This is a genomic window from Pseudomonas sp. AK181 (assembly GCF_051122975.1).
Taxonomy (GTDB): Bacteria; Pseudomonadota; Gammaproteobacteria; order Pseudomonadales; family Pseudomonadaceae; genus Aquipseudomonas; species Aquipseudomonas lactis.
In genome coordinates, this window is the sequence record NZ_CP146348.1 from 394364 (window position 1) to 414495 (window position 20132).

At 61.1% G+C, this 20132-nt stretch carries 18 protein-coding genes and 1 pseudogene; 7 read left to right on the plus strand and 12 right to left on the minus strand.

All coding sequences use genetic code 11. The features are described 5' to 3' along the window. Positions 1-7 precede the first annotated feature (7 nt). Positions 8-94 (plus strand): annotated as a pseudogene (locus V8689_RS01840) (outer membrane lipoprotein carrier protein LolA); the annotation flags it as partial. A gap of 12 nt (positions 95-106) precedes the next feature. On the opposite strand, the gene V8689_RS01845 reads toward V8689_RS01840, so the two are convergent. After that, positions 107-1498: an L-cystine transporter gene (locus V8689_RS01845; protein WP_054917031.1), complete on the minus strand. Its 1392-nt coding sequence runs from the start codon at positions 1496-1498 to the stop codon at positions 107-109. 242 nt (positions 1499-1740) lie between these two features. Between V8689_RS01845 and V8689_RS01850 the strand changes: the two genes are divergently transcribed. Beyond that, on the plus strand, positions 1741-2802 hold the full coding sequence (locus V8689_RS01850; RefSeq protein WP_056783086.1) for a hypothetical protein: 1062 nt from the start codon (positions 1741-1743) through the stop codon (positions 2800-2802). A gap of 199 nt (positions 2803-3001) precedes the next feature. Here V8689_RS01850 and ilvD read toward each other — a convergent pair whose 3' ends face one another. Then, positions 3002-4843 (minus strand): dihydroxy-acid dehydratase, encoded by a 1842-nt coding sequence (gene ilvD, locus V8689_RS01855; RefSeq protein WP_003195159.1) that lies wholly within the window; start codon positions 4841-4843, stop codon positions 3002-3004. 383 nt (positions 4844-5226) lie between these two features. Here ilvD and V8689_RS01860 point away from each other — a divergent pair, with 383 nt between their 5' ends. Beyond that, the gene (locus tag V8689_RS01860; protein WP_056783084.1) at positions 5227-5685 is read left to right on the plus strand and encodes an REP-associated tyrosine transposase; all 459 of its coding nucleotides are present in this window, start codon (positions 5227-5229) and stop codon (positions 5683-5685) included. A 129-nt stretch (positions 5686-5814) separates the two neighbouring features. Here V8689_RS01860 and V8689_RS01865 read toward each other — a convergent pair whose 3' ends face one another. Then, on the minus strand, positions 5815-7011 hold the full coding sequence (locus tag V8689_RS01865) for a class I SAM-dependent rRNA methyltransferase (protein ID WP_003195152.1): 1197 nt from the start codon (positions 7009-7011) through the stop codon (positions 5815-5817). Positions 7012-7290: 279 nt separating this feature from the next. Here V8689_RS01865 and V8689_RS01870 point away from each other — a divergent pair, with 279 nt between their 5' ends. Both V8689_RS01870 and mutM read left to right on the plus strand, forming a co-directional pair. Next, entirely contained in the window at positions 7291-8103 is an 813-nt protein-coding gene (locus V8689_RS01870; protein ID WP_177342985.1) for an HDOD domain-containing protein, read from the plus strand. A gap of 21 nt (positions 8104-8124) precedes the next feature. Further along, entirely contained in the window at positions 8125-8937 is an 813-nt protein-coding gene (gene mutM / locus V8689_RS01875; RefSeq protein ID WP_056783080.1) for a bifunctional DNA-formamidopyrimidine glycosylase/DNA-(apurinic or apyrimidinic site) lyase, read from the plus strand. Between the two features lie 123 nt (positions 8938-9060). On the opposite strand, the gene V8689_RS01880 is transcribed toward mutM, so the two are convergent. From V8689_RS01880 to V8689_RS01900, 5 genes are all read right to left on the minus strand, one after another. Continuing rightward, positions 9061-9312, minus strand: coding sequence for a YfhL family 4Fe-4S dicluster ferredoxin (locus V8689_RS01880; RefSeq protein WP_003195146.1), 252 nt, complete (start codon positions 9310-9312; stop codon positions 9061-9063). Positions 9313-9414: 102 nt separating this feature from the next. Next, on the minus strand, positions 9415-9894 hold the full coding sequence (coaD, locus tag V8689_RS01885; protein WP_003195136.1) for a pantetheine-phosphate adenylyltransferase: 480 nt from the start codon (positions 9892-9894) through the stop codon (positions 9415-9417). A gap of 103 nt (positions 9895-9997) precedes the next feature. Next, complete coding sequence (locus V8689_RS01890) at positions 9998-11593, minus strand: GMC family oxidoreductase (protein ID WP_056783078.1); 1596 nt, start codon at positions 11591-11593, stop codon at positions 9998-10000. 55 nt (positions 11594-11648) lie between these two features. Then, entirely contained in the window at positions 11649-12194 is a 546-nt protein-coding gene (locus V8689_RS01895) for a hypothetical protein (RefSeq protein ID WP_056783075.1), read from the minus strand. A 29-nt stretch (positions 12195-12223) separates the two neighbouring features. Next, complete coding sequence (locus V8689_RS01900) at positions 12224-13651, minus strand: coniferyl aldehyde dehydrogenase (protein ID WP_060766327.1); 1428 nt, start codon at positions 13649-13651, stop codon at positions 12224-12226. Between the two features lie 145 nt (positions 13652-13796). On the opposite strand from V8689_RS01900, the gene V8689_RS01905 reads away from it, so the two are divergent. Continuing rightward, complete coding sequence (locus V8689_RS01905; protein WP_032894689.1) at positions 13797-14468, plus strand: TetR/AcrR family transcriptional regulator; 672 nt, start codon at positions 13797-13799, stop codon at positions 14466-14468. Between the two features lie 33 nt (positions 14469-14501). Beyond that, positions 14502-15356 carry a sulfurtransferase gene (locus V8689_RS01910; RefSeq protein WP_056783070.1) on the plus strand — a complete coding sequence of 285 codons (855 nt, stop codon included), beginning with the start codon at positions 14502-14504 and terminating at the stop codon, positions 15354-15356. Positions 15357-15471: 115 nt separating this feature from the next. Here V8689_RS01910 and V8689_RS01915 read toward each other — a convergent pair whose 3' ends face one another. From V8689_RS01915 to V8689_RS01930, 4 genes are all read right to left on the minus strand, one after another. Continuing rightward, positions 15472-16470 (minus strand): hydrolase, encoded by a 999-nt coding sequence (locus V8689_RS01915; protein WP_056783068.1) that lies wholly within the window; start codon positions 16468-16470, stop codon positions 15472-15474. Positions 16471-16582: 112 nt separating this feature from the next. After that, positions 16583-17188, minus strand: coding sequence for a 16S rRNA (guanine(966)-N(2))-methyltransferase RsmD (gene rsmD / locus V8689_RS01920; protein ID WP_032894696.1), 606 nt, complete (start codon positions 17186-17188; stop codon positions 16583-16585). Beyond that, the gene (locus tag V8689_RS01925) at positions 17188-18678 is read right to left on the minus strand and encodes a M16 family metallopeptidase (protein ID WP_032894697.1); all 1491 of its coding nucleotides are present in this window, start codon (positions 18676-18678) and stop codon (positions 17188-17190) included. Before V8689_RS01925 ends, rsmD begins: the two co-directional genes overlap by 1 nt. Beyond that, entirely contained in the window at positions 18671-20026 is a 1356-nt protein-coding gene (locus V8689_RS01930; protein WP_056783065.1) for a M16 family metallopeptidase, read from the minus strand. Before V8689_RS01930 ends, V8689_RS01925 begins: the two co-directional genes overlap by 8 nt. Positions 20027-20132 lie beyond the last annotated feature (106 nt).

The window sequence follows — 20132 nt, forward strand, 5'->3', positions numbered from 1 at the left end:
AGCGAGCTTGCTCGCGAAGATCGTCAACGATGACGCGGGCGTTCTGAATGAACGCGGCGCCCTCAGGTTCTTCGCGAGCAAGCTCGCTCCTACAGGTTATAAGCCTTTATGCCTGCGCTAGTTCGGCATGCTCATCGGCATCCAGCAACGCCTTATCCGTCTGCCCCATGATCTGGCTGGTAATCGCCCCCGCCGTCATCGAACCATTGACGTTCAACGCCGTGCGGCCCATGTCGATCAGCGGCTCCACGGAAATCAACAGCGCCACCAGTGACACCGGCAAGCCCATGGCCGGCAGCACGATCAGCGCGGCAAAGGTCGCACCGCCGCCGACGCCGGCAACGCCCGCCGAACTCAAGGTCACAATCGCCACCAGGGTCGCGATCCACAGCGGGTCCAGCGGGTTGATGCCCACGGTCGGCGCGACCATCACCGCCAACATGGCTGGATAAAGACCGGCGCAACCGTTCTGGCCGATGGTCGCGCCAAACGAGGCAGCGAAGCCGGCGATGGATTGCGGAATGCCCAGGCGACGGGTCTGCGCTTCAATGCTCAGCGGGATGCTTGCAGCGCTGGAGCGGCTGGTGAAGGCGAAGGTCAGCACCGGCCACACCTTGCGGAAGAAGCGCAGCGGGTTGATCCCGGCCAGGGACAGCAGCAGGCCATGCACCACGAACATCAGGCCCAGGGCCAGGTACGACACCACGACGAAACTGCCCAGCTTGATGATGTCTTGCAGGTTGGAACCGGCGACCACTTTGGTCATCAGCGCCAGCACACCATAAGGGGTCAGCTTCATCACCAGGCGCACCAGGCGCATCACCCAGGCTTGCAGGGTGTCGATGGCGTTAAGGACTTTCTGGCCTTTTTCCACGTCGTCCTTGAGCAGTTGCAGCGCGGCAACCCCAAGGAACGCGGCGAAAATCACCACACTGATGATCGACGTCGGCTTGGCCCGGGCCAGGTCGGCGAACGGGTTGGCCGGTACGAACGACAGCAGCAACTGCGGGATATTCAGGTCGGCGACCTTGCCTGCGTAATCACTCTGGATCACTTGCAGGCGCGCCATTTCCTGGGTGCCGGCCACCAGGCCTTCGGCGGTGAGGCCGAACAGGTTGGTCAGGCCAATACCGATCAGCGCCGCGATGGCCGTGGTGAACAGCAGCGTGCCGATGGTCAGAAAGCTGATCTTGCCCAGGGACGAGGCGTTATGCAGGCGCGCCACGGCACTGAGGATCGAGGCGAACACCAGCGGGATCACGATCATTTGCAGCAGTTGCACATAGCCGTTGCCGACAAGGTCAAACCAGCCGATGGAGGCTTTGAGCACCGGGTTACCGTCGCCATAGATCGTGTGCAACGCCGCGCCGAACAGCACGCCCAGCACCAGGGCGAACAGCACCTTCTTGGCCAGGCTCCAGTTAGTACGGCGAGTTTGTGCCAGGCCCAGCAACAGGGCCACGAACACCAATAAATTGAGAATCAGGGGCAGATTCATTGAAGCTCCGTTGAGAAGGCAGCCAATCGCGTGAGCCTGCGATTGCGAACCGGGAAGCCTAACAGCTTGAAATATATTGATTTAATACCGATATGGAATGGCGACTGTCGTTTTTGGAATAAGCGTTTGACGCTCAGGCGTATGCCCTTGGCGTGATCACGACGTCCTTGGTCGTGCTCGGGCGATAACTGTCATACGGATTTGTTAGCGTCGATGTCTTTCACTTGAGGGAGACAACGCCTATGAAGCTCGCGCCGAAACTATTGGTATCCGCCGCCTTTTGCCTCGGGCTTGCCAGCCAGGCGTTTGCCGCCACCGAGTTGAAACACTGGCCGGCACCTGCCGCCAAACAACTCAACGAAATGATCGCCGCCAACGCCAACAAGGGTAACTACGCGGTGTTCGACATGGACAACACCAGCTACCGTTACGACCTTGAAGAGTCCTTGCTGCCGTTTATGGAAAACAAGGGCCTGATCACCCGCGACAGCCTCGACCCGTCGCTCAAGCTGATGCCGTTCAAAGACACCGCCGAGCATAAAGAGAGCCTGTTCAGTTACTACTATCGCCTGTGCGAAGTCGATGACATGGTTTGCTACCCGTGGGTGGCCCAGGTGTTTTCCGGCTTTACCCTCAAGGAACTCAAGGTCCAGGTGGATGAACTGATGGCCTCCGGCAAGCCGGTGCCGGTCAGTTATTTTGAAGGCGACGCGGTGAAGACATCCGAGGTGCAGCCGCCAAAAGTCTTCACCGGCCAGGCCGAGCTGTACAACAAGCTGATGGAAAACGGCATCGAGGTGTATGTGATGACGGCCGCTTCAGAGGAGCTGGTGCGCATGGTCGCCGCCGATCCGAAGTACGGCTACAACGTAAAACCCGAAAACGTCATCGGCGTGACCACCCTGCTCAAGGACCGCAAGACTGGCGAGCTGACCACCGCCCGCAAGCAGATCGCCGCCGGAAAGTATGACGAGAAGGCCAACCTCGGCCTGGAACTCACCCCCTACCTGTGGACCCCGGCGACCTGGATGGCCGGCAAGCACGCGGCGATCCTCACCTACATCGACGAGTGGAAAAAACCAGTGATCGTCGGCGGGGACACACCGACCAGCGATGGCTACATGCTGTTCCACGATGTGGACGTGGCCAAGGGCGGCATCCACCTGTGGATCAACCGCAAAGACAAATACATGACCCAGCTCAACGGCATGATCGCCAAGCACGCGGCGGCGCAAGCCAAGGAAGGGTTGCCGGTGACGGCGGATAAAAACTGGGTGATCGTCAAGCCCGACGAAATCCAGTGACCCTGCCACTGATCGTTCCCACGCTCTGCGTGGGAATGCATCCTGTGACGCTCCGCGTCATGCTTTCTTAAGGGCCGACGCAGAGCGTCCAGGGCGGCATTCCCACGCAGAGCGTGGGAACGATCGGTCTTCAGCGTCTGGAGGTTTTCTCCAGGCAAAAAAAGCCCCGCACCTGGCGGGGCTTTTTTATGCGCGGGGCTTACAGGCCGTCGAGCATGGCTTTGTTGCGTACCGCACCTTTGTCGGCACTGGTGGCCAACAACGCGTAGGCCTTCAACGCGGTAGTGACTTTACGCGGACGCTTCTCCACCGGCTTCCAGCCCTTCTTGTCCTGCTCAACCCGGCGTGCCGCCAGTTCTTCATCGCTGATCAACAGGTTGATCGAGCGGTTCGGAATGTCGATCAACACCTTGTCGCCATCCTGCACCAGGCCAATTGCGCCACCGGCAGCGGCTTCCGGCGAAGCGTGGCCGATGGACAGGCCCGAGGTGCCGCCCGAGAAACGCCCGTCGGTCAGCAGCGCGCAGGCTTTGCCCAGGCCTTTGGATTTAAGGTAGGACGTGGGGTACAGCATTTCCTGCATACCCGGGCCACCTTTGGGGCCTTCGTAGCGGATGATCACGATATCGCCTTCCTTGACTTCGTCCGCGAGGATGCCGCGTACCGAGCTGTCCTGGCTTTCGTAGATCTTGGCGCGGCCTTCGAAGACGTGGATGGACTCATCCACGCCCGCTGTTTTGACCACACAGCCGTCGAGGGCGATGTTGCCGTACAGCACGGCCAGGCCGCCTTCTTGCGAGTAGGCGTGCTCGACACTGCGGATGCAGCCGTTTTCACGGTCGTCGTCCAGGGTGTCCCAACGGGTCGACTGGCTGAACGCCGTCTGTGTCGGAATGCCCGCAGGGCCAGCCTTGAAGAAGGTGTGCACGGCTTCGTCGTCAGTCTGGGTGATGTCCCATTTGGCGATGCCTTCGGCGATGGACTTGCTGTGCACGGTCGGCAGGTCGGTGTGCAGCAGGCCGCCACGCGCCAGGGAGCCGAGGATCGAGAAGATCCCGCCGGCACGGTGCACGTCTTCCATGTGGTACTTCTGGATATTCGGCGCGACCTTGCACAGTTGCGGCACGTGACGGGACAGGCGGTCGATGTCGCGCAGGTCGAAATCGATCTCGGCTTCCTGGGCCGCGGCCAGCAGGTGCAGGATGGTGTTGGTGGAACCGCCCATGGCGATGTCCAGGGTCATGGCGTTTTCGAACGCCTTGAAGTTGGCGATATTGCGTGGCAACACCGACTCATCGTTCTCGCCGTAGTAGCGCTTGCACAGTTCGACGATGGTGCGGCCGGCCTGCAGGAACAACTGCTCGCGGTCGCTGTGAGTGGCCAATGTGGAACCGTTGCCCGGCAAGGCCAGGCCCAAGGCTTCCACCAGGCAGTTCATCGAGTTGGCGGTGAACATGCCGGAGCACGAACCGCAGGTCGGGCAGGCGCTGCGCTCATATTCCGCGACCTTCTCGTCAGAAGCGCTGGAATCGGCGGCGATCACCATGGCGTCAACCAGGTCGAGGCCGTGGGAGGCGAGTTTGGTCTTGCCGGCTTCCATCGGCCCGCCGGAAACGAAGATCACCGGGATGTTCAGGCGCAAGGCAGCCATCAACATGCCGGGGGTGATCTTGTCGCAGTTGGAGATGCACACAATGGCGTCGGCGCAGTGGGCGTTGACCATGTACTCCACGGAGTCGGCGATGATCTCGCGGCTCGGCAGGGAGTACAGCATGCCGTCATGGCCCATGGCGATGCCGTCGTCCACGGCGATGGTGTTGAATTCTTTTGCCACGCCACCGGCGCGTTCGATCTCGCGGGCGACCAGTTGGCCCAGGTCCTTGAGGTGGACATGGCCCGGCACGAACTGGGTGAACGAGTTGGCAATCGCGATGATCGGCTTTTTGAAGTCGTCATCTTTCATCCCCGTGGCACGCCACAGCGCGCGGGCGCCGGCCATGTTGCGGCCGTGGGTGGATGTTTTCGAGCGGTAATCTGGCATGGAGCACTCCGGGCGGCTAATCAGGTACTAAAGGGGAGTGAGCTTCTATTGACGTCTGGAACACCCGAAAAATGGCCGTGGTGTCCGGAAGTTGCCACTCGCACCGCGGGATCGCCGCTTGCTTGGGCCTCGAGCTCATAAACCCGCCGGGGGATGACTGGCGATGAATAGGGCCGATTCTACACCGACTTCTTGTAGGAGCGAGCTTGCTCGCGAAAATCGTCAATGATGACGATGTGCTATCAGGTAGCCCGTGTCGTCTGTGGGTTTTTCGCGAGCAAGCTCGCTCCTACAGGGGGGACATATTCAGAACTACTGTTTAAAGGCTGGTTGGCGCCTCAGCTCCTACCGTTTCTCTTCCAATCACAGAAGAGGACGAAGGAATGTCCAACCAGCAAAATGCGAATCGGCTGCGCAGCGGGCGCTATTCAGAATCGGGCCGTATCTACTTGCTAACGGCCGTCACCCATCAACGGCAACATATTTTTCAAGACTGGCTTATCGGTCGCTTGCTGGTCCGCGAATTCAGAAAGGCTCAGGAAGACAAAGATGCAACGTCACTCGCCTGGGTGGTCATGCCCGACCATTTCCACTGGCTGGTGGAGTTGCACAGCGGCGATTTGCCCAGGCTCATGCAGCGAACCAAATCGCGAAGTGCCCGTGCAGTCAATAAGGCAAGACAGTCCTTTGGAGTGCTTTGGCAAAAAGGCTATTTCGACCGGGCGTTGCGCCGTGAAGAAGACTTGAGGGCAATGGCTCGCTACATCGTCGCAAACCCCTTGCGCGCAGGCTTGGTCGAGCACATTGGCCAATACCCACTATGGGACGCCATCTGGCTATAAGACACCTTCCCCTGTAGGAGCGAGCTTGCTCGCGAAGATCGTCAACGATAACGCAGCGCTATCAGTTAGCCCGTGGCGTCTATTCGTTCTTCGCGAGCAAGCTCGCTCCTACAGAGGGTTTGGTTTTAATCAGCTATTGGGTAGCAACCGGCAGGTAATGCTCTTGATATAGCGCGTTTCGGCAATCGCCGGGTGCACCGGGTGGTCCGGGCCTTGGCCGCCGCGTTCGAGCATCTGGATGTTGCGGTCCAGGTGGCGGGCGCTGGTGAGCAGGATGTTTTGCAGGTCGTCTTCCGGCAGGTGCATGGAGCATGAAGCACTGACGAGGATGCCGTCCTTGCTGAGCAGGCGCATGGCTTGCTCGTTGAGGCGGCGGTAGGCGCCTTCGCCGTTTTTCATGTCTTTCTTGCGTTTGATGAAGGCCGGTGGGTCGGCGACGATCACGTCGAAGCGTTCTTCGCTGGCTTTCAATTCTTTGAGCGCTTCAAAGACGTCGCCTTCGATGCAGGTCATTTTCTCGGCAAAGCCGTTCAGCGCAGCGTTGCGCTCTACGCCGTCGAGGGCGAAGGCGGAAGCGTCGACGCAGAACACTTCACTGGCGCCAAAGGCAGCAGCTTGCACGCCCCAGCCGCCGATGTAGCTATACAGGTCCAGTACACGCTTGCCCTTGGCATACGGGGCCAGGCGGGCGCGGTTCATGCGGTGGTCGTAGAACCAGCCGGTTTTCTGGCCCTGAATCACCGGGGCTTCGAATTTCACGCCGTTTTCTTCCAGCGCCACCCACTCCGGCACCAGGCCGAATACGGTTTCGACGTAGCGGTTGAGGCCTTCGGCGTCGCGCGCGGCGGAGTCGTTCTTGAACAGGATACCGCTGGGCTTGAGCACTTGGGTCAGCGCGGCGATCACATCTTCTTTATGGGCTTCCATGGTCGCCGAGGCGATCTGCACCACCAGGATGTCGCCGAAACGGTCGACCACCAGGCCCGGCAGCAGGTCGGAATCACCGTAGACCAGGCGGTAGAACGGCTTGTCGAACAGGCGATCACGCAGGGACAGGGCCACGTTGAGGCGGTGTACCAGCAGCGACTTGTCCAGCGGCAACTTGATGTCGCGCGACAGCAGGCGGGCGCAGATCAGGTTGTTCGGGCTCATGGCCACGATGCCCAGGGTCTTGCCGCCGGCCGCTTCCAGGATAGCCTGGTCGCCTGCCTGGAAGCCGTGGAGTGGGGTGGCGGCCACGTCGATTTCGTTGCTGTAGACCCACAGGTGGCCGTTGCGCAAACGACGATCGGCGTTGGCTTTGAGACGCAGGCTTGGCAGGGACATGACGTCGCTCCGGAAAAAAGAGCGGGAGTATACCCTTTGCGCACTCTTTCATGTGGGAGCTGGCTTGCCTGCGATGCGGGCGGCGCGGTGTATCAGACGTACGGTGGTGAGGCTATCGCAGGCAAACCAGCTCCCACATTTGATCCGATTTCACAGTTGGGTTTTTGGGTGTCGGCCATGTCGGCATAAGGGGTAGAATTCGCGCCTAGCCCAGAGTGTGTACTTATGTCCCAAGAGCTTTCCCCCGAGCAGATCCAACAGGCCCTGCAAGGCATCAGCGTGCCGCCTCAACCGCAAATCATGGTGGATTTGCAGATGGAGCAGTACATGCCCGACCCGGACCTGGAAGTGATTGCGCGGCTGATCTCCCAGGACCCGGGCTTGTCCGGTGCGCTGCTCAAGATTGTCAATTCGCCGTATTACGGCCTGAGCAACAAAATCGCTTCGATCCAGCGTGCGGTGAACCTGCTGGGCAGTCGTTCGATCATCAATTTGATCAACGCGCAGTCGATCAAGGGCGAGATGTGCGACGACACCATCGTCACGCTCAACCGTTTCTGGGACACCGCCCAGGATGTGGCCATGACCTGCCTCACCCTGGCCAAGCGCACCGGTTCCCAGGCTGTGGACGAAGCCTATGCCTTGGGCCTGTTCCATGATTGTGGCGTGCCGCTGATGCTCAAGCGCTTCCCCAATTACATGGCGGTACTGGAAGAAGCCTACGCCAACGCGGGCCCGGATTGCCGCGTGGTCGACACCGAAAACAACGCGTTCCACACCAACCATGCGGTGGTTGGCTACTACACCGCCAAGTCCTGGCGCCTGCCGGAGCATGTGACCGACGCCATCGCCAATCACCACAACGCCCTGGCGATTTTCAGCGATGAGTCCTCGCGTAACCCGCAGCTCAAGAACCTGCTGGCCATTTTGAAGATGGCCGAGCATATCTGTTCGTCCTATCGCGTACTGGGCAACCAGCCGGTGGATCATGAGTGGAATGCCATCGGCCATCTAGTGCTGGATTACGTGGGCCTGTCGGACTACGACTTCGAGAGCATGAAGTTGTCGATCCGCGAACTGGGCGCGCACTGACCCGTTATTCAAGAGGTACACATGCCCGAGTTACCAGAAGTCGAAACCACCCGCCGCGGGATCGCCCCGCACCTGGAAGGCCAGCGCGTCAGCCGCGTGGTGGTGCGTGAGCGGCGCCTGCGCTGGCCAATTCCAGAAGACCTGGATGTGCGCCTGTCGGGGCAGCGCATCGTGCTGGTGGAGCGCCGGGCCAAATACCTGTTGATCAATGCCGAAGTGGGCACCTTGATCAGTCACTTGGGCATGTCGGGCAACTTGCGCCTGGTGGAAGTCGGCATGCCGGCGGCCAAGCATGAACATGTGGATATCGAGTTGGAGTCGGGCATGGCCCTGCGCTACACCGACCCGCGGCGCTTCGGTGCGATGCTCTGGAGCCACGACCCGCACAACCATGAGCTGCTGATACGGCTGGGGCCGGAGCCGTTGACTGACCTGTTCGATGGTGAGCGCTTGTTCCAGTTGTCTCGCGGCAAGTCGATGGCGGTGAAGCCATTCATCATGGACAACGCGGTGGTGGTGGGCGTGGGCAATATCTATGCGACAGAGGCGCTGTTTGCCGCGGGGATTGACCCGCGCCGCGCCGCTGGGGGGATTTCACGCGGGCGTTATTTGAAGCTGGCGATTGAGATCAAACGGGTGCTGGCCGCTGCCATCGAGCGGGGCGGTACCACGTTGCGGGACTTTATCGGCGGCGATGGGCAGCCGGGGTATTTCCAGCAGGAACTGTTCGTGTATGGCCGGGGCGGCGAGGCGTGCAAGGTCTGCGGCACTGAGCTGCGCAATGTGGTGCTGGGGCAGCGGGCGAGTGTGTTTTGCCCCAAGTGTCAGAGCTGATTGTTGGGGGAGGGCTGATATTGCTATCGCAGGCAAGCCAGCTCCCACCTTTGAATATATTCACCTATCCAAATGTGGGAGCTGGCTTGCCTGCGATGAGGCCCTTACGGGCAATGAAGAGGCTTAAGCCTTACCGGTAATCTTGCGGTACTTCTCCATCAACTGCTCTTCAGTCTCAGGGTGTGCCTCATCCAGCGGGATGCAATCCACCGGGCATACCTGCTGGCACTGCGGTTCGTCGTAATGACCGACGCACTGGGTGCACAGGTTAGGGTCGATCACATAGATCTCTTCGCCCTGGGAAATGGCGGCGTTCGGGCACTCGGGTTCGCAGACGTCGCAGTTGATGCAATCGTCGGTGATGATCAGGGACATGGAAACTCCTGCCAGGGCACTCTGCCAAGGCATCTGAAAACTAATGCGCGTAATTGTGCCGCATTGGCGCCCGCAGTGCGAGCAGGCGCCGACCGAGCAGCCCTACTTCTTGAAGCGTAGCGTCAGCGCATCGGCCACGGCTGGATGGACGAACTTGGTGATATCTCCGCCCAAAGCGGCGATTTCACGAACCAACGTCGAGGAAATAAACGAATAACGCTCCGACGGCGTGAGGAACAGGCTTTCGACGTCCGGCGCCAATTGGCGGTTCATGTTGGCCAGCTGGAATTCGTATTCGAAGTCCGACACCGCACGCAGGCCACGCAGGAACACATTGGCGTTCTGCTCCTTGGCGAAATGCGCCAGCAATGTCGAAAAGCCCACTACTTCCACATTCGGCAGGTGCTTGGTGACCTCTTGCGCCAGCTCCACACGTTGTTCCAGGGGAAACAACGGGTTTTTCTTGGGGCTGGCCGCGACCGCGATGATCACATGGTCGAACAGGCGAGAGGCGCGTTCGACCAGATCGCCATGGCCTTTGGTAATCGGGTCGAAGGTACCTGGGTACAACACTCGGTTCATCGCGTCGTCCTGGCGGAGTCCGTTGGGGAACCGGATGGTATCGCAGCATTACCGGTGGGCCAAGTCGACTTATGTAGATAGATGCCGTGAATACCCTGTTTTTTCATGCCGTTTTCAGACGTTCGGCCAATGCGCTCGCCAGTTGCGCGGTCAATCCGTACACCGACAATTGCGGGTTGGCGCCAATGCTGGTGGGGAACAGCGAGCCATCGTGGATCGACAGGTTACGCAACTGATGATGGCGACCCAGGCTGTCGGCCACGGCATTTTTTGGCTCTTCTCCCATGGCACAACCGCCCATCACATGGGCGCTGCCTAGGGTGGTGCGATGCAGTTCCAGGTTCAAGCCGTCGATCACGCTGCGCGCTTCGGCCAGGTTGTTCACAAAGCGCGCGTCGTGATGCAAGGGCTTGACCGATTTGGCCCCCGCCGCGAACTGAATCTCGGCCATGCTGTGGAAGGCCCGGCGCAGGCCGTCCCAGGCGTAGGGCGAGACCTGATAGTCGAGCACGGGCGTGCCATCACCGCGTAGCTCCACGGCGCCGCCCGGGCTGTCGGGGTGAAAGCCGTCGCGCAGCAGGGCGAGCATGGCGTGGGTGTGGGGCAATTGGTTCATGTCCAAGGCGTTCTGCTTGCCGTAGCCACCGAACAGGGTGCTTGCCAGGCCTGGATGCAGGGGCGGTGCTTCCAGTTTGTAGGACATTTTGCCGGTAGTGCCGTCCTGCCATTGGAAATGGTCGGAGTAGATGGATTGCGGCGCACCGTAGAAGGGGTTGATCACCTCGTCGAACAGCCCGGCGGAGAAATTGACCAGGTGCAGGAAGGTGCGCTTGCCCAACCGCGAATGCGGGTCGGGTGCGTCCGAGCGCATCAGCAGGGCCGGGCTGTTGATGCCGCCGCCCGCCAGCACATAGTGCTTGGCTTTCACGCTGATCTTGCGCCCGGTGGGCGCTACACAGCGCTCGTCCATGGCCACGCATTCAAGGCTGCTGATGGTGTCGCCGCTGTAAATGAGCCGCTCGGCGCGGGCCAGGTAAAGCAGTTCGCCGCCCTGTTCCAGGGTGGACGGGATGGTGGTCACCAGCATCGACTGCTTGGCGTTGACCGGGCAACCCATGCCGCAATACCCCAGGTTGAAGCAGCCGCGCACATTGCGCGGGATCACATGCCAGCTGTAGCCGAGCTTTTCGCAGCCTTTGCGGATCACATCGTTATTGGCATTCGGCGGCAGCGCCCAGGGCGCGATGCCCAGGCGCTGTTCCATTTTTTCGAACCAGGGCGCCATTTCGGCGCTGCTGTGGCCTTTGACCGCATATTCGCTGGCCCAATGCGAGAGGGTGGCATCGGGGGTGCGAAAGCTGGAGGTCCAGTTGATCAAGGTGGTACCGCCCACCGCCCGGCCCTGCAGGATCGTGATAGCGCCGTCCTTGCTCATCCGCCCGATGCCTTCCTGGTAAAGGCTGGCGTAGGCTTCGTCTTCCAGCAGCTTGAAGTCGCTGCTGGTCTTGAGCGGGCCTTCTTCGATCAGCAACACTTTGTAGCCGGCGGCGCTGAGGATTTCGGCGGTGGTACCGCCCCCGGCGCCGCTGCCGATGATGGCGACATCCGCTTCCAGGGTGAGGTCGTTATCCAAGGCGGCGCCATTGTGGGTTTTCCAGCCACGGGCCAGGCCGTCGCGGAACAGATCGGGTACGGGCATAGGTGTGCACTCTTATTCTTGTAGGAAGATGCAATCTTTGGGGGGATTGCCCAGGCTAGATCTTCGGCGGGCCGGGGTAGCCGCAATGGCCCCAGGACTCGGGCCGGAAGTACCAGGCCATGATCACCAGCTTGAGCAGCGAGCCCTGGCCCATGCGCAAAAGATTCAGGTAGCTGTTTTCCCAGCGGTGCAGGAAATTGCGGATCTGCTCGCTGCTGGCGTTTTCCCAGCTGCCCCAGATACCGGTCAGTGGGCCGCGGGTGACGCCCATTGCCAGCACGTCGAATAATTGCTGGGTGAGCTTGAACATCTCGGGCGACAAGTGCTGCAGGCTGTAATCGAGCTTTTTCAGGGTGTCCTCAACACCAGCAAGCACGTGCTCGGCGCTGGCCGCGCCTTCCAGCAGCACCGGGATCACCGCCCGCAAGAACGGCAAGTCGCTGGTGCGCAACATCGCAAAGCCGCTGGCTGGCGTACTGCTGGAGCAACCGCTGAGGCTGGCGCCCAGCCCTGCGGTGGCGAGGAAGGCGCTGGCACACAGGCCGATTTTCAAGACGCCGCGCCGTGACAGCGCGGGTGAATCAGTCAGGCTGGGATTCATTGTTTTTATTGTCCCGAAGGTGGCGGTTATCAGCGGATAAACAGCTTCTGGATCAGCTTCTGGATCGACTTGCCATAGGGCGGGTAGATCAATTTCGCTGCGTTCAGGCGCTGTTTGACCAGCACACCCTTGGCCTTGCTGAACGTCAGGAAACCTTCGTGACCGTGGTAATGGCCCATGCCCGACGGGCCGATGCCACCGAACGGCATATCGTCCTGGGCGACGTGCAGCAAGGTGTCGTTCAGGCACACACCACCGGAATGGGTTTCGTGGAGCACCCGCGCTTGTTCGCCTTTGTTGTAGCCGAAGTAATACAGGGCCAGTGGGCGCGGGCGCTGGTTGATGTAGGCAAAGGCTTGGTCAAGGCCGCGATACGGCACGATAGGCAAGAGCGGGCCGAAAATTTCGTCCTGCATCACGGTCATGTCGTCGCTGACATTCAACAGCAGGCTGTGGGCCATTCGCCGCGCCTGGCCTTGCTCGTACAGCGGGATCAAGGTGGCGCCTTTGTCGGTGGCGTCCTTGGCGTAGGCATTGAGCCGAGCCAGTTGGCGTTCGTTGATGATGGCGGTGTAGTCGGGGTTGTCGGCCAGCGTCGGATAAAACCCACGCACGGCCTTGGAATACGCCTCGACAAAGGCCTCCACGCGATCTTCCGGTACCAGCACATAATCCGGTGCCACGCAGGTTTGCCCGGCGTTCAAGGCTTTGCCGAAGGCGATGCGTTCGGCGGCGTCCTTGAGCGGCACATCGGCCGAAACAATCGCCGGCGATTTGCCGCCCAACTCCAGGGTCACTGGCGTGAGGTTTTCGGCCGCCGCACGCATCACATGCTTGCCTATGCTGGTAGCACCGGTGAACAGGAGCTGATCGAAGCGCAACTTGGAAAACGCCATGCCCACGTCGGCTTCGCCCAGCACGACGCACACCAGGTCCTCGGGGAAGATCTTGGCCAGCAAAGCCTTGAGCAGTTCACCGGTGGCGGGCGTGGACTCGCTGAGCTTGAGCATCACCCGGTTACCGGCAGCCAACGCCCCCACTAACGGGCCGATGGCCAGGTACAGCGGGTAGTTCCACGGCACGATGACGCCGACGACGCCCAGTGGTTGGTAAATGACTTTGGCTGAGGCGGGCTGGAAGGCAATGCCTACAGCGCGGCGGGAAGGTTTCATCCAGCCCTTGAGGTGTTTGCTGGCGTAGTGAATGCCATGCAGGCTAGGCATCAGTTCGGCAAACAGGGTTTCGTCGGCACTGCGATGGCTGAAATCATGGCTGATCGCATTGATCAGCGCCTGGCGTTCGTCGCTCAGCAGATCCCGCAGGGCCTTGAGCCATTGCTGGCGCTGCCCGGCCGGCGGCATCGGGTTGGCGGCATAGGCGCGGCGTTGGGCGTCGAACAGGTCCTGGAGTTGATCCAGCGCCTGGGAATCTTGCAGGTAAGCAACGTTGGCAGACATGGCGCGGCACCGATTGTTATTGGTCTGCCTGGATTTTTAGAGTCATTGCTCTAAATTGTCAAATAACATTGCAGTAACATCCAGATTTATCCTGGCCGGGTTAGGCCGTAAGATGCCCCATCCCGTGTATAGAAGCTGATCCCCTATGGCACCACGAGTAAAGACCAGCGAGCGCATTGTGCAAACCAGCCTGGAGCTTTTTAACCAGCAGGGCGAGCGCAGTGTCAGTACCAACCACATTGCCGCCCATATGGAAATTTCTCCGGGCAACCTGTACTACCACTTCCCCAACAAGCAGGCGATCATCGCCGTGCTGTTTCGCGAATATGAAGCCTTGGTAGACAGTTTCCTGCGCCCACCCCAAGGGCGGGGGATGCTGGTGGAAGACAAGCGCTTTTACCTGCAAGCGGTATTGGCCGGCATGTGGCGTTATCGCTTCCTGCACCGCGACCTCGAACACCTGCTGGAGAGCGACCCGGAACTGGCAACTGGCTACCGGCGTTTTTCCCAGCGTTGCCTGATCCAGGGCGGCGCGATCTATCAAGGCTTTGTCGACGCCGGCATTCTCAATATGGACCCGGTGCAAACCGAAGCCCTGACCCTGAATGCCTGGATCATTCTCACTTCGTGGGTGCGCTTTTTGTGCACCACCAATGAAAAATCCACCCACCTGAGCGCCGAGGCGATCAAGCGCGGGGTCTATCAGGTGCTGGTGCTGGAGGCGGGGTTTGTCACGCCGCAGGCCAAAGAGGCGGTGGATGCCTTGTTCAAAGAGTTTTACGTGCCATTGAATCAGGCACTGGAAGAAGTGAAGTAAGACATTTCCCCTTTGTATTCACAGGAGTCAGTCATGCCGCTTGCCCAACTGATCAGCCCCCAGCAATTGGCCGAGCGCCAACAGTCGAGCGGGTGGGTGATCCTGGATTGCCGCTTTGCCCTGGAAGACCCGGACTACGGCCGGTGCAGTTACGCCGAAGGGCATATAGAGGGCGCGCAATACGCTGACCTTGAGCGCCACCTGAGCGGCCCGGTGACCAAGGGCGTGACCGGTCGTCATCCTTTGCCGGCGGCGGACACGCTCACCAGGCAACTGCAGGCCTGGGGCATCAGCGCCGATACCGATGTGGTGCTGTACGACGACGGCCCCGGTGCCTACGCCGCCCGTGCCTGGTGGTTGCTGGCCTGGTTGGGCAAGCGTGATGGCGTGTTTATCTTGGATGGTGGCCTCAAGGCCTGGCATGCCGCGGGTTTCCCCCTGAGCCTGGACGCGCCTGTGGTTGAGCCGGGTACCTTCGCCGGTACGCCGGATCATCGTCTGTTGCTGGATGCCGAACACCTGCAAAAACGCCTGGGCCAACCCGGCCTGACCTTGATCGACGCCCGCGCCCAGCCGCGCTTTCGTGGCGAAGTAGAGCCCATCGACCCGATTGCCGGGCATATCCCTGGCGCGCAATGCGCGGCGTTCAGTGAAAACCTCGGCAGCGACGGCCGCTTTCTGCCGGCCGAGCAGCTCAAGCAACGCTTTGCCGCGCAGTTGCAAGGGCGCGAGGCGCAGGAATTGGTGGCGTATTGCGGGTCTGGGGTGACGGCGTGCCATAACCTGTTTGCGTTGAGCCTGGCGGGGTATCCGTTGGGCAAGTTGTATGCGGGGTCGTGGAGTGAGTGGATTACTGATCCTGCCCGGGGAATAGCAACGGGCGACTAAACGATTGGTGTGAACACTTGCTCAAAATGTGGGAGCTGGCTTGCCTGCGATAGCGGAGTGTCAGCCACCTCAACATTGGCTGGCCCACCGCTATCGCAGGCAGCCAGCTCCCACACTATTGACCGTACTGGGCCTGAAGCCACTGCGGGATCCGGCGTTCCAGGTAATAACCCGGACGCTTCAGCGAACCCTCCACAAACCCCACATGCCCGCCCTTGGCCAGCAACTCGAACTCGGTGCAGTCCGACAGCTCACGGGCCTTTGGCAAGCTGTGCGCAAACACAAACGGGTCATCGGCCGCCTGGATAATCAACGTGGGCGTACGGATATCGCCCAGGTAATAACGGCTCGACGCGCGGCGATAGTAGTCTTCGGCGCTGATGAAACCGTGCAGCGGCGCGGTTACCCGCCCGTCGAAGTCCCAGAACGTACGCATCTTTTCCAGGGAGCCAAGGGCCTCCAGGGTTTTGAGCCCATCCTCACGACCGTCCAGTAGGAATTGGCGCTGCTTGACGCGGATATACGCGAGCATTTCGCGCATGAAGTGCTTCTGATACACCCGCGAGAACCCCAGGCCGATGCGATCGGCGCATTGATCCAGGCGAAACGGCACCGACACCGCCGCCGCGCCCTGCAAGCCCGAGGCATTGCCGGTCTCCCCCAGATGCTTGAGCAACACATTGCCACCCAGGGAATAACCCACCGCATACAAGGGCGCCAACGGCCGCTTGGCGCGCAGATGAGCAATCGCGGCTGCCAGGTCTTCGCTGGCGCCGGAGTGATAACTGCGAGCCAGCAGGTTGGGTTCGCCCGAGCAGCCACGCCAGTTCAACGCAGCACTGGCCCAGCCTTGGGCGGCCAGGACTTTTTGCAGGCCGGCCACATAGGGCGAATTGGACGAGCCGGTCAGCCCATGCAGCACCAGCACCAAAGGCGCTTGCACGTCATGGGGCCCATGCCAGTCAAGATCTAGGAAGTCGCCATCCTCCAGCCACAGGCGCTCGCGTTGGCGTTCGATGTGGGTGGTCGGACGCCACAGCGGCCCCCACAGTGTCTGCAAGTGGGGGTTGCCGAGGCCGAAGGCGGGTTTGAAGCGGTCTGTCGATGGAATCATGAATTACCCGCTGCCGCGTAGGAGCGAGCTTGCTCGCGAAAAACGTTAACGATAACGCAGCGCTGTCAGACAGTCTGTGTCGCCTGTTCGATCTTCGCGAGCAAGCTCGCTCCTACAGGGCGCGATGCCACAACGCGTAATACACCCGACCGGACTTCTGCTCCCGGTGCAGGCGCCAGCCACTTGGCAGGCCGAGCGTGGAGGGCGCGGTCTCGCTCTCAGTGTAGATCCAGGCATCCGGTGCCAGCCACTGGCGTTCTTCCAGCAGGGTGCAGACGGTCGGCAGCAGGTTCTGGTTGAACGGTGGGTCGAGGAACACTACGTCGTATTCAGTCGCCGCCTGGGTTTCCAGGTAGCGCAGCGCGTCGGCCGTCTGTACCTGGCCGGTGGTGCAACGCAGCGTACCCAGGTGCTCCTTGAGGCTGGACACCGCCACGTTGCTGGCGTCCAGCGCCTGGCCCTGAGCCGCGCCACGGGACAGCGCCTCCAGGAACAGCGCACCGCTGCCAGCGAACGGGTCCAGCACCTTGGCCCCGCCAATGTACGGCGCGAGCCAGTTGAACAGGGTTTCGCGCACGCGGTCTGGCGTCGGGCGCAGGCCCACGACGTCGGGGAAGCTCAGCTTGCGGCTGCCCCATTCACCGCCAATGATGCGCAGTTGGCCCACACCGTTATGCACGTTGTGGACAGGTTTTTTCGGGCGAGATGAACTGGCCATTAATGCTCCGGAACCCCGAGCGGCTGCTCGGCAGGTTTATCAGTGGGGGGCGGTAGTGGCTTTTGCGCAATCGTCGGGCCGGCGGTCACGATGACCATCTTGTCGGCGCTCAAGTGTTTGTTCATTGCAGCCTTGACCTGATCGACGGTCAGGGCTTGGGATTGTTTCATGAAATCTTCCAGATAGCTCAGCGGCAGGTTGTAGAAACCCATGGCGCCCAACTGTCCGACGATATCGGCATTGCTGGCGGTGGACAGCGGGAAGCTGCCGGCCAGCTCGCGCTTGGCGTCATCCAGTTCCTTTTGCGTCGGGCCGGTCTTGAGGTAGTCAGCCAGCACGTCCTCCACCAGGCGCAAGGTGCCACCGCTCATTTCGGCGCGGGTCTGCAGGTTGATCATGAATGGGCCGCGCACCTGCATCGGTGAGAAGCCGGAGTACACGCCGTAGGTCAAGCCGCGTTTCTCTCGCACTTCGCTCATCAAGCGGGTGCCGAAGCCGCCGCCGCCAAGGATCTGGTTACCCAGGGACAAGGCTGCGTAGTCCGGGTCGGCACGGTCGATGCCCAACTGCGCAAACAGCAGGTGGGTTTGCTTGGACGGGAACTCGATACGGCTCAGGCCGGCTTTTGGCTCGGTCGGCTGGGCGATCTTGGCCATGGCCGGGCCCTTGGGCAGCGAGGCGGACACCTTGGCCGTCATGGCTTCAGCTTCGGCGCGGGTCAGGTCGCCCACCACTGCAATCACCGCGTTACCCGCCGCATAGGCCTTGGCGTGGAACGCCTGCAACTGCGCCAGGGTAATCTTCGGCACGCTCTCGGGGGTGCCTTCGCTCGGGTGTGCGTAAGGGTGGTCGCCGTAAAGGCGCTTGAACAGCTCGATGCTCGCCAGTTTGCCGGGGTTCTGCTTCTGGTACTCGAACCCGGCCAGGATCTGGTTCTTGATGCGTGCCAGTGAGTCTGCCGGGAACGTCGGCTGGCCGATCACCTGGTTGAACAGTGACAGGGCTGCGTCGCGCTTGGCGCTGTCGCTCAGGCTGCGCAGGGTCACCAGCGCCATGTCGCGGTAGGCGCCGTTACCAAAATCGGCACCCAGGCCTTCGAACCCGCTGGCGATCTGGCTGACGTCCTTGCCCGGCACGCCTTCGTTGAGCATGGCGTTGGTCATCAGCGCCAGGCCTGGCACGTCGCCATCCTGGCTGCTGCCAGCGGCGAACAGCAGGCGCATGTCGAACATCGGCAATTCATGGGCTTCGACGAACAGCACCTTGGCGCCTTCGGCGGTGGTCCAGGTTTGTACGTCGAGCTTGCGGTTGGTCGGTGCCTTGCCATCCAGTTCCGCCAGGGATTGCAGGGTGCTGGCCGTTTGAGCCTTGTCCAGGGCCTGGCTGGCGACCGACTCGCTGGGGCGCAAGAAGTAAACGGCGCTGGCCGCCATCAGGGTGACGGCGATCAGGCCGGGCAGGATCAGGCGGCTGTTTTTGCGATCACTCATGAGCGGTCTCCTCAGGCAAAACATGGGCGACGCTCAGACGTTCGCGGGTGAAATAGGTGCGTGCGGCCTTCTGGATGTCTTCCGGGGTCACGCTTTGCAGGTCGTCAAGCTCGGTGTCCATGAGCTTCCAGGACAGACCAACGGTTTCCAGGGAGCCAATGGCCGTGGCTTGGCTGGTGATGGAATCACGCTGGTACACCAGGCCGGCAATCACTTGGGCGCGGATGCGTTCCAGTTCTTCGGCGGTCGGTGGCTTGGCCTTCAGCTCATCGAGCAGGCGCCACAGGCCGGCTTCGGCTTGGGCAACAGTTTTCTTCTTCTGCTGGTTCGGCGTGGCCGAGAGGGTGAACAGGCTGTCGCCACGGGTGTAGGCGTCGTAGTTGGTGGAAGCGGCGGACACCAGCTCTTCACCGCGTTCCAACTGCTCGGAGATCCGTGCACTGTAGCCGCCGTCCAGCAGGGCCGAGATCAGGCGCAGGGCCTGCACCGAGCGTTTGTCTTCAGCGGTGGCCAGGCCGGGCACGTTGAAGCCCAGGATCACACTCGGCAGTTGGGTCTGCACGTGCAGGGTCAGCAGGCGCTCGCCGGGCTCGGCCAGTTCCATCGGGATTTTTGCCGGCGGCACGTCACGCTTGGGGATCGGGCCGAAGTAACGTTGGGCGAGGTTTTTCACCTCGTCCGGGGTCACGTCGCCGACCACCACCAAGGTGGCGTTGTTCGGCACGTACCAGGATTGGTACCAGTGGCGCAGTTCCTCGACCTTCATGCGGTCCAGGTCGGCCATCCAGCCGATGGTCGGCGTGTGGTAGCCGCTGGCCGGGAACGCCATGGCCTTGAAGCGCTCGAACGCCTTGGACATGGGGTTATCGTCGGTACGCAGGCGACGTTCTTCCTTGATGACCTCGATTTCACGGCTGAACTCGTCGGCCGGCAGGCGCAGGCTGGCCATGCGGTCGGCTTCCAGCTCAAAGGCCACACCCAGGCGGTCACGGGCCAATACCTGGTAGTACGCGGTGTAGTCGTCGCTGGTGAAGGCGTTTTCTTCGGCGCCCAGGTCGCGCAGGATCAGCGAGGCTTCGCCGGGGCCAACCTTGGCGCTGCCCTTGAACATCATGTGTTCCAGGGCGTGGGACAAACCGGTCTGGCCCGGGGTTTCGTAGCTTGAGCCAACCTTGTACCAGACCTGGGAAACCACCACCGGCGCGCGATGATCTTCGCGCACGACCACTTTAAGGCCGTTATCGAGGGTGAATTCATGGGTGGGTTGTGGATCGGCAGCCAAAGCTGAGAGAGGCAGACAAACTGTGCTGAACAGCAGGCCTGCGGCGCGGCGGGCTAGAGCATTCATTCGTTTTTAAACCTGTTGGGCTGCCCGCTTGGTCTTAGCGTCGGCGGGCGAGGAGGTGCTAGGATACTGGTCCGACTTAAGGACGGCCACTGCGGCTGTCTTGTGA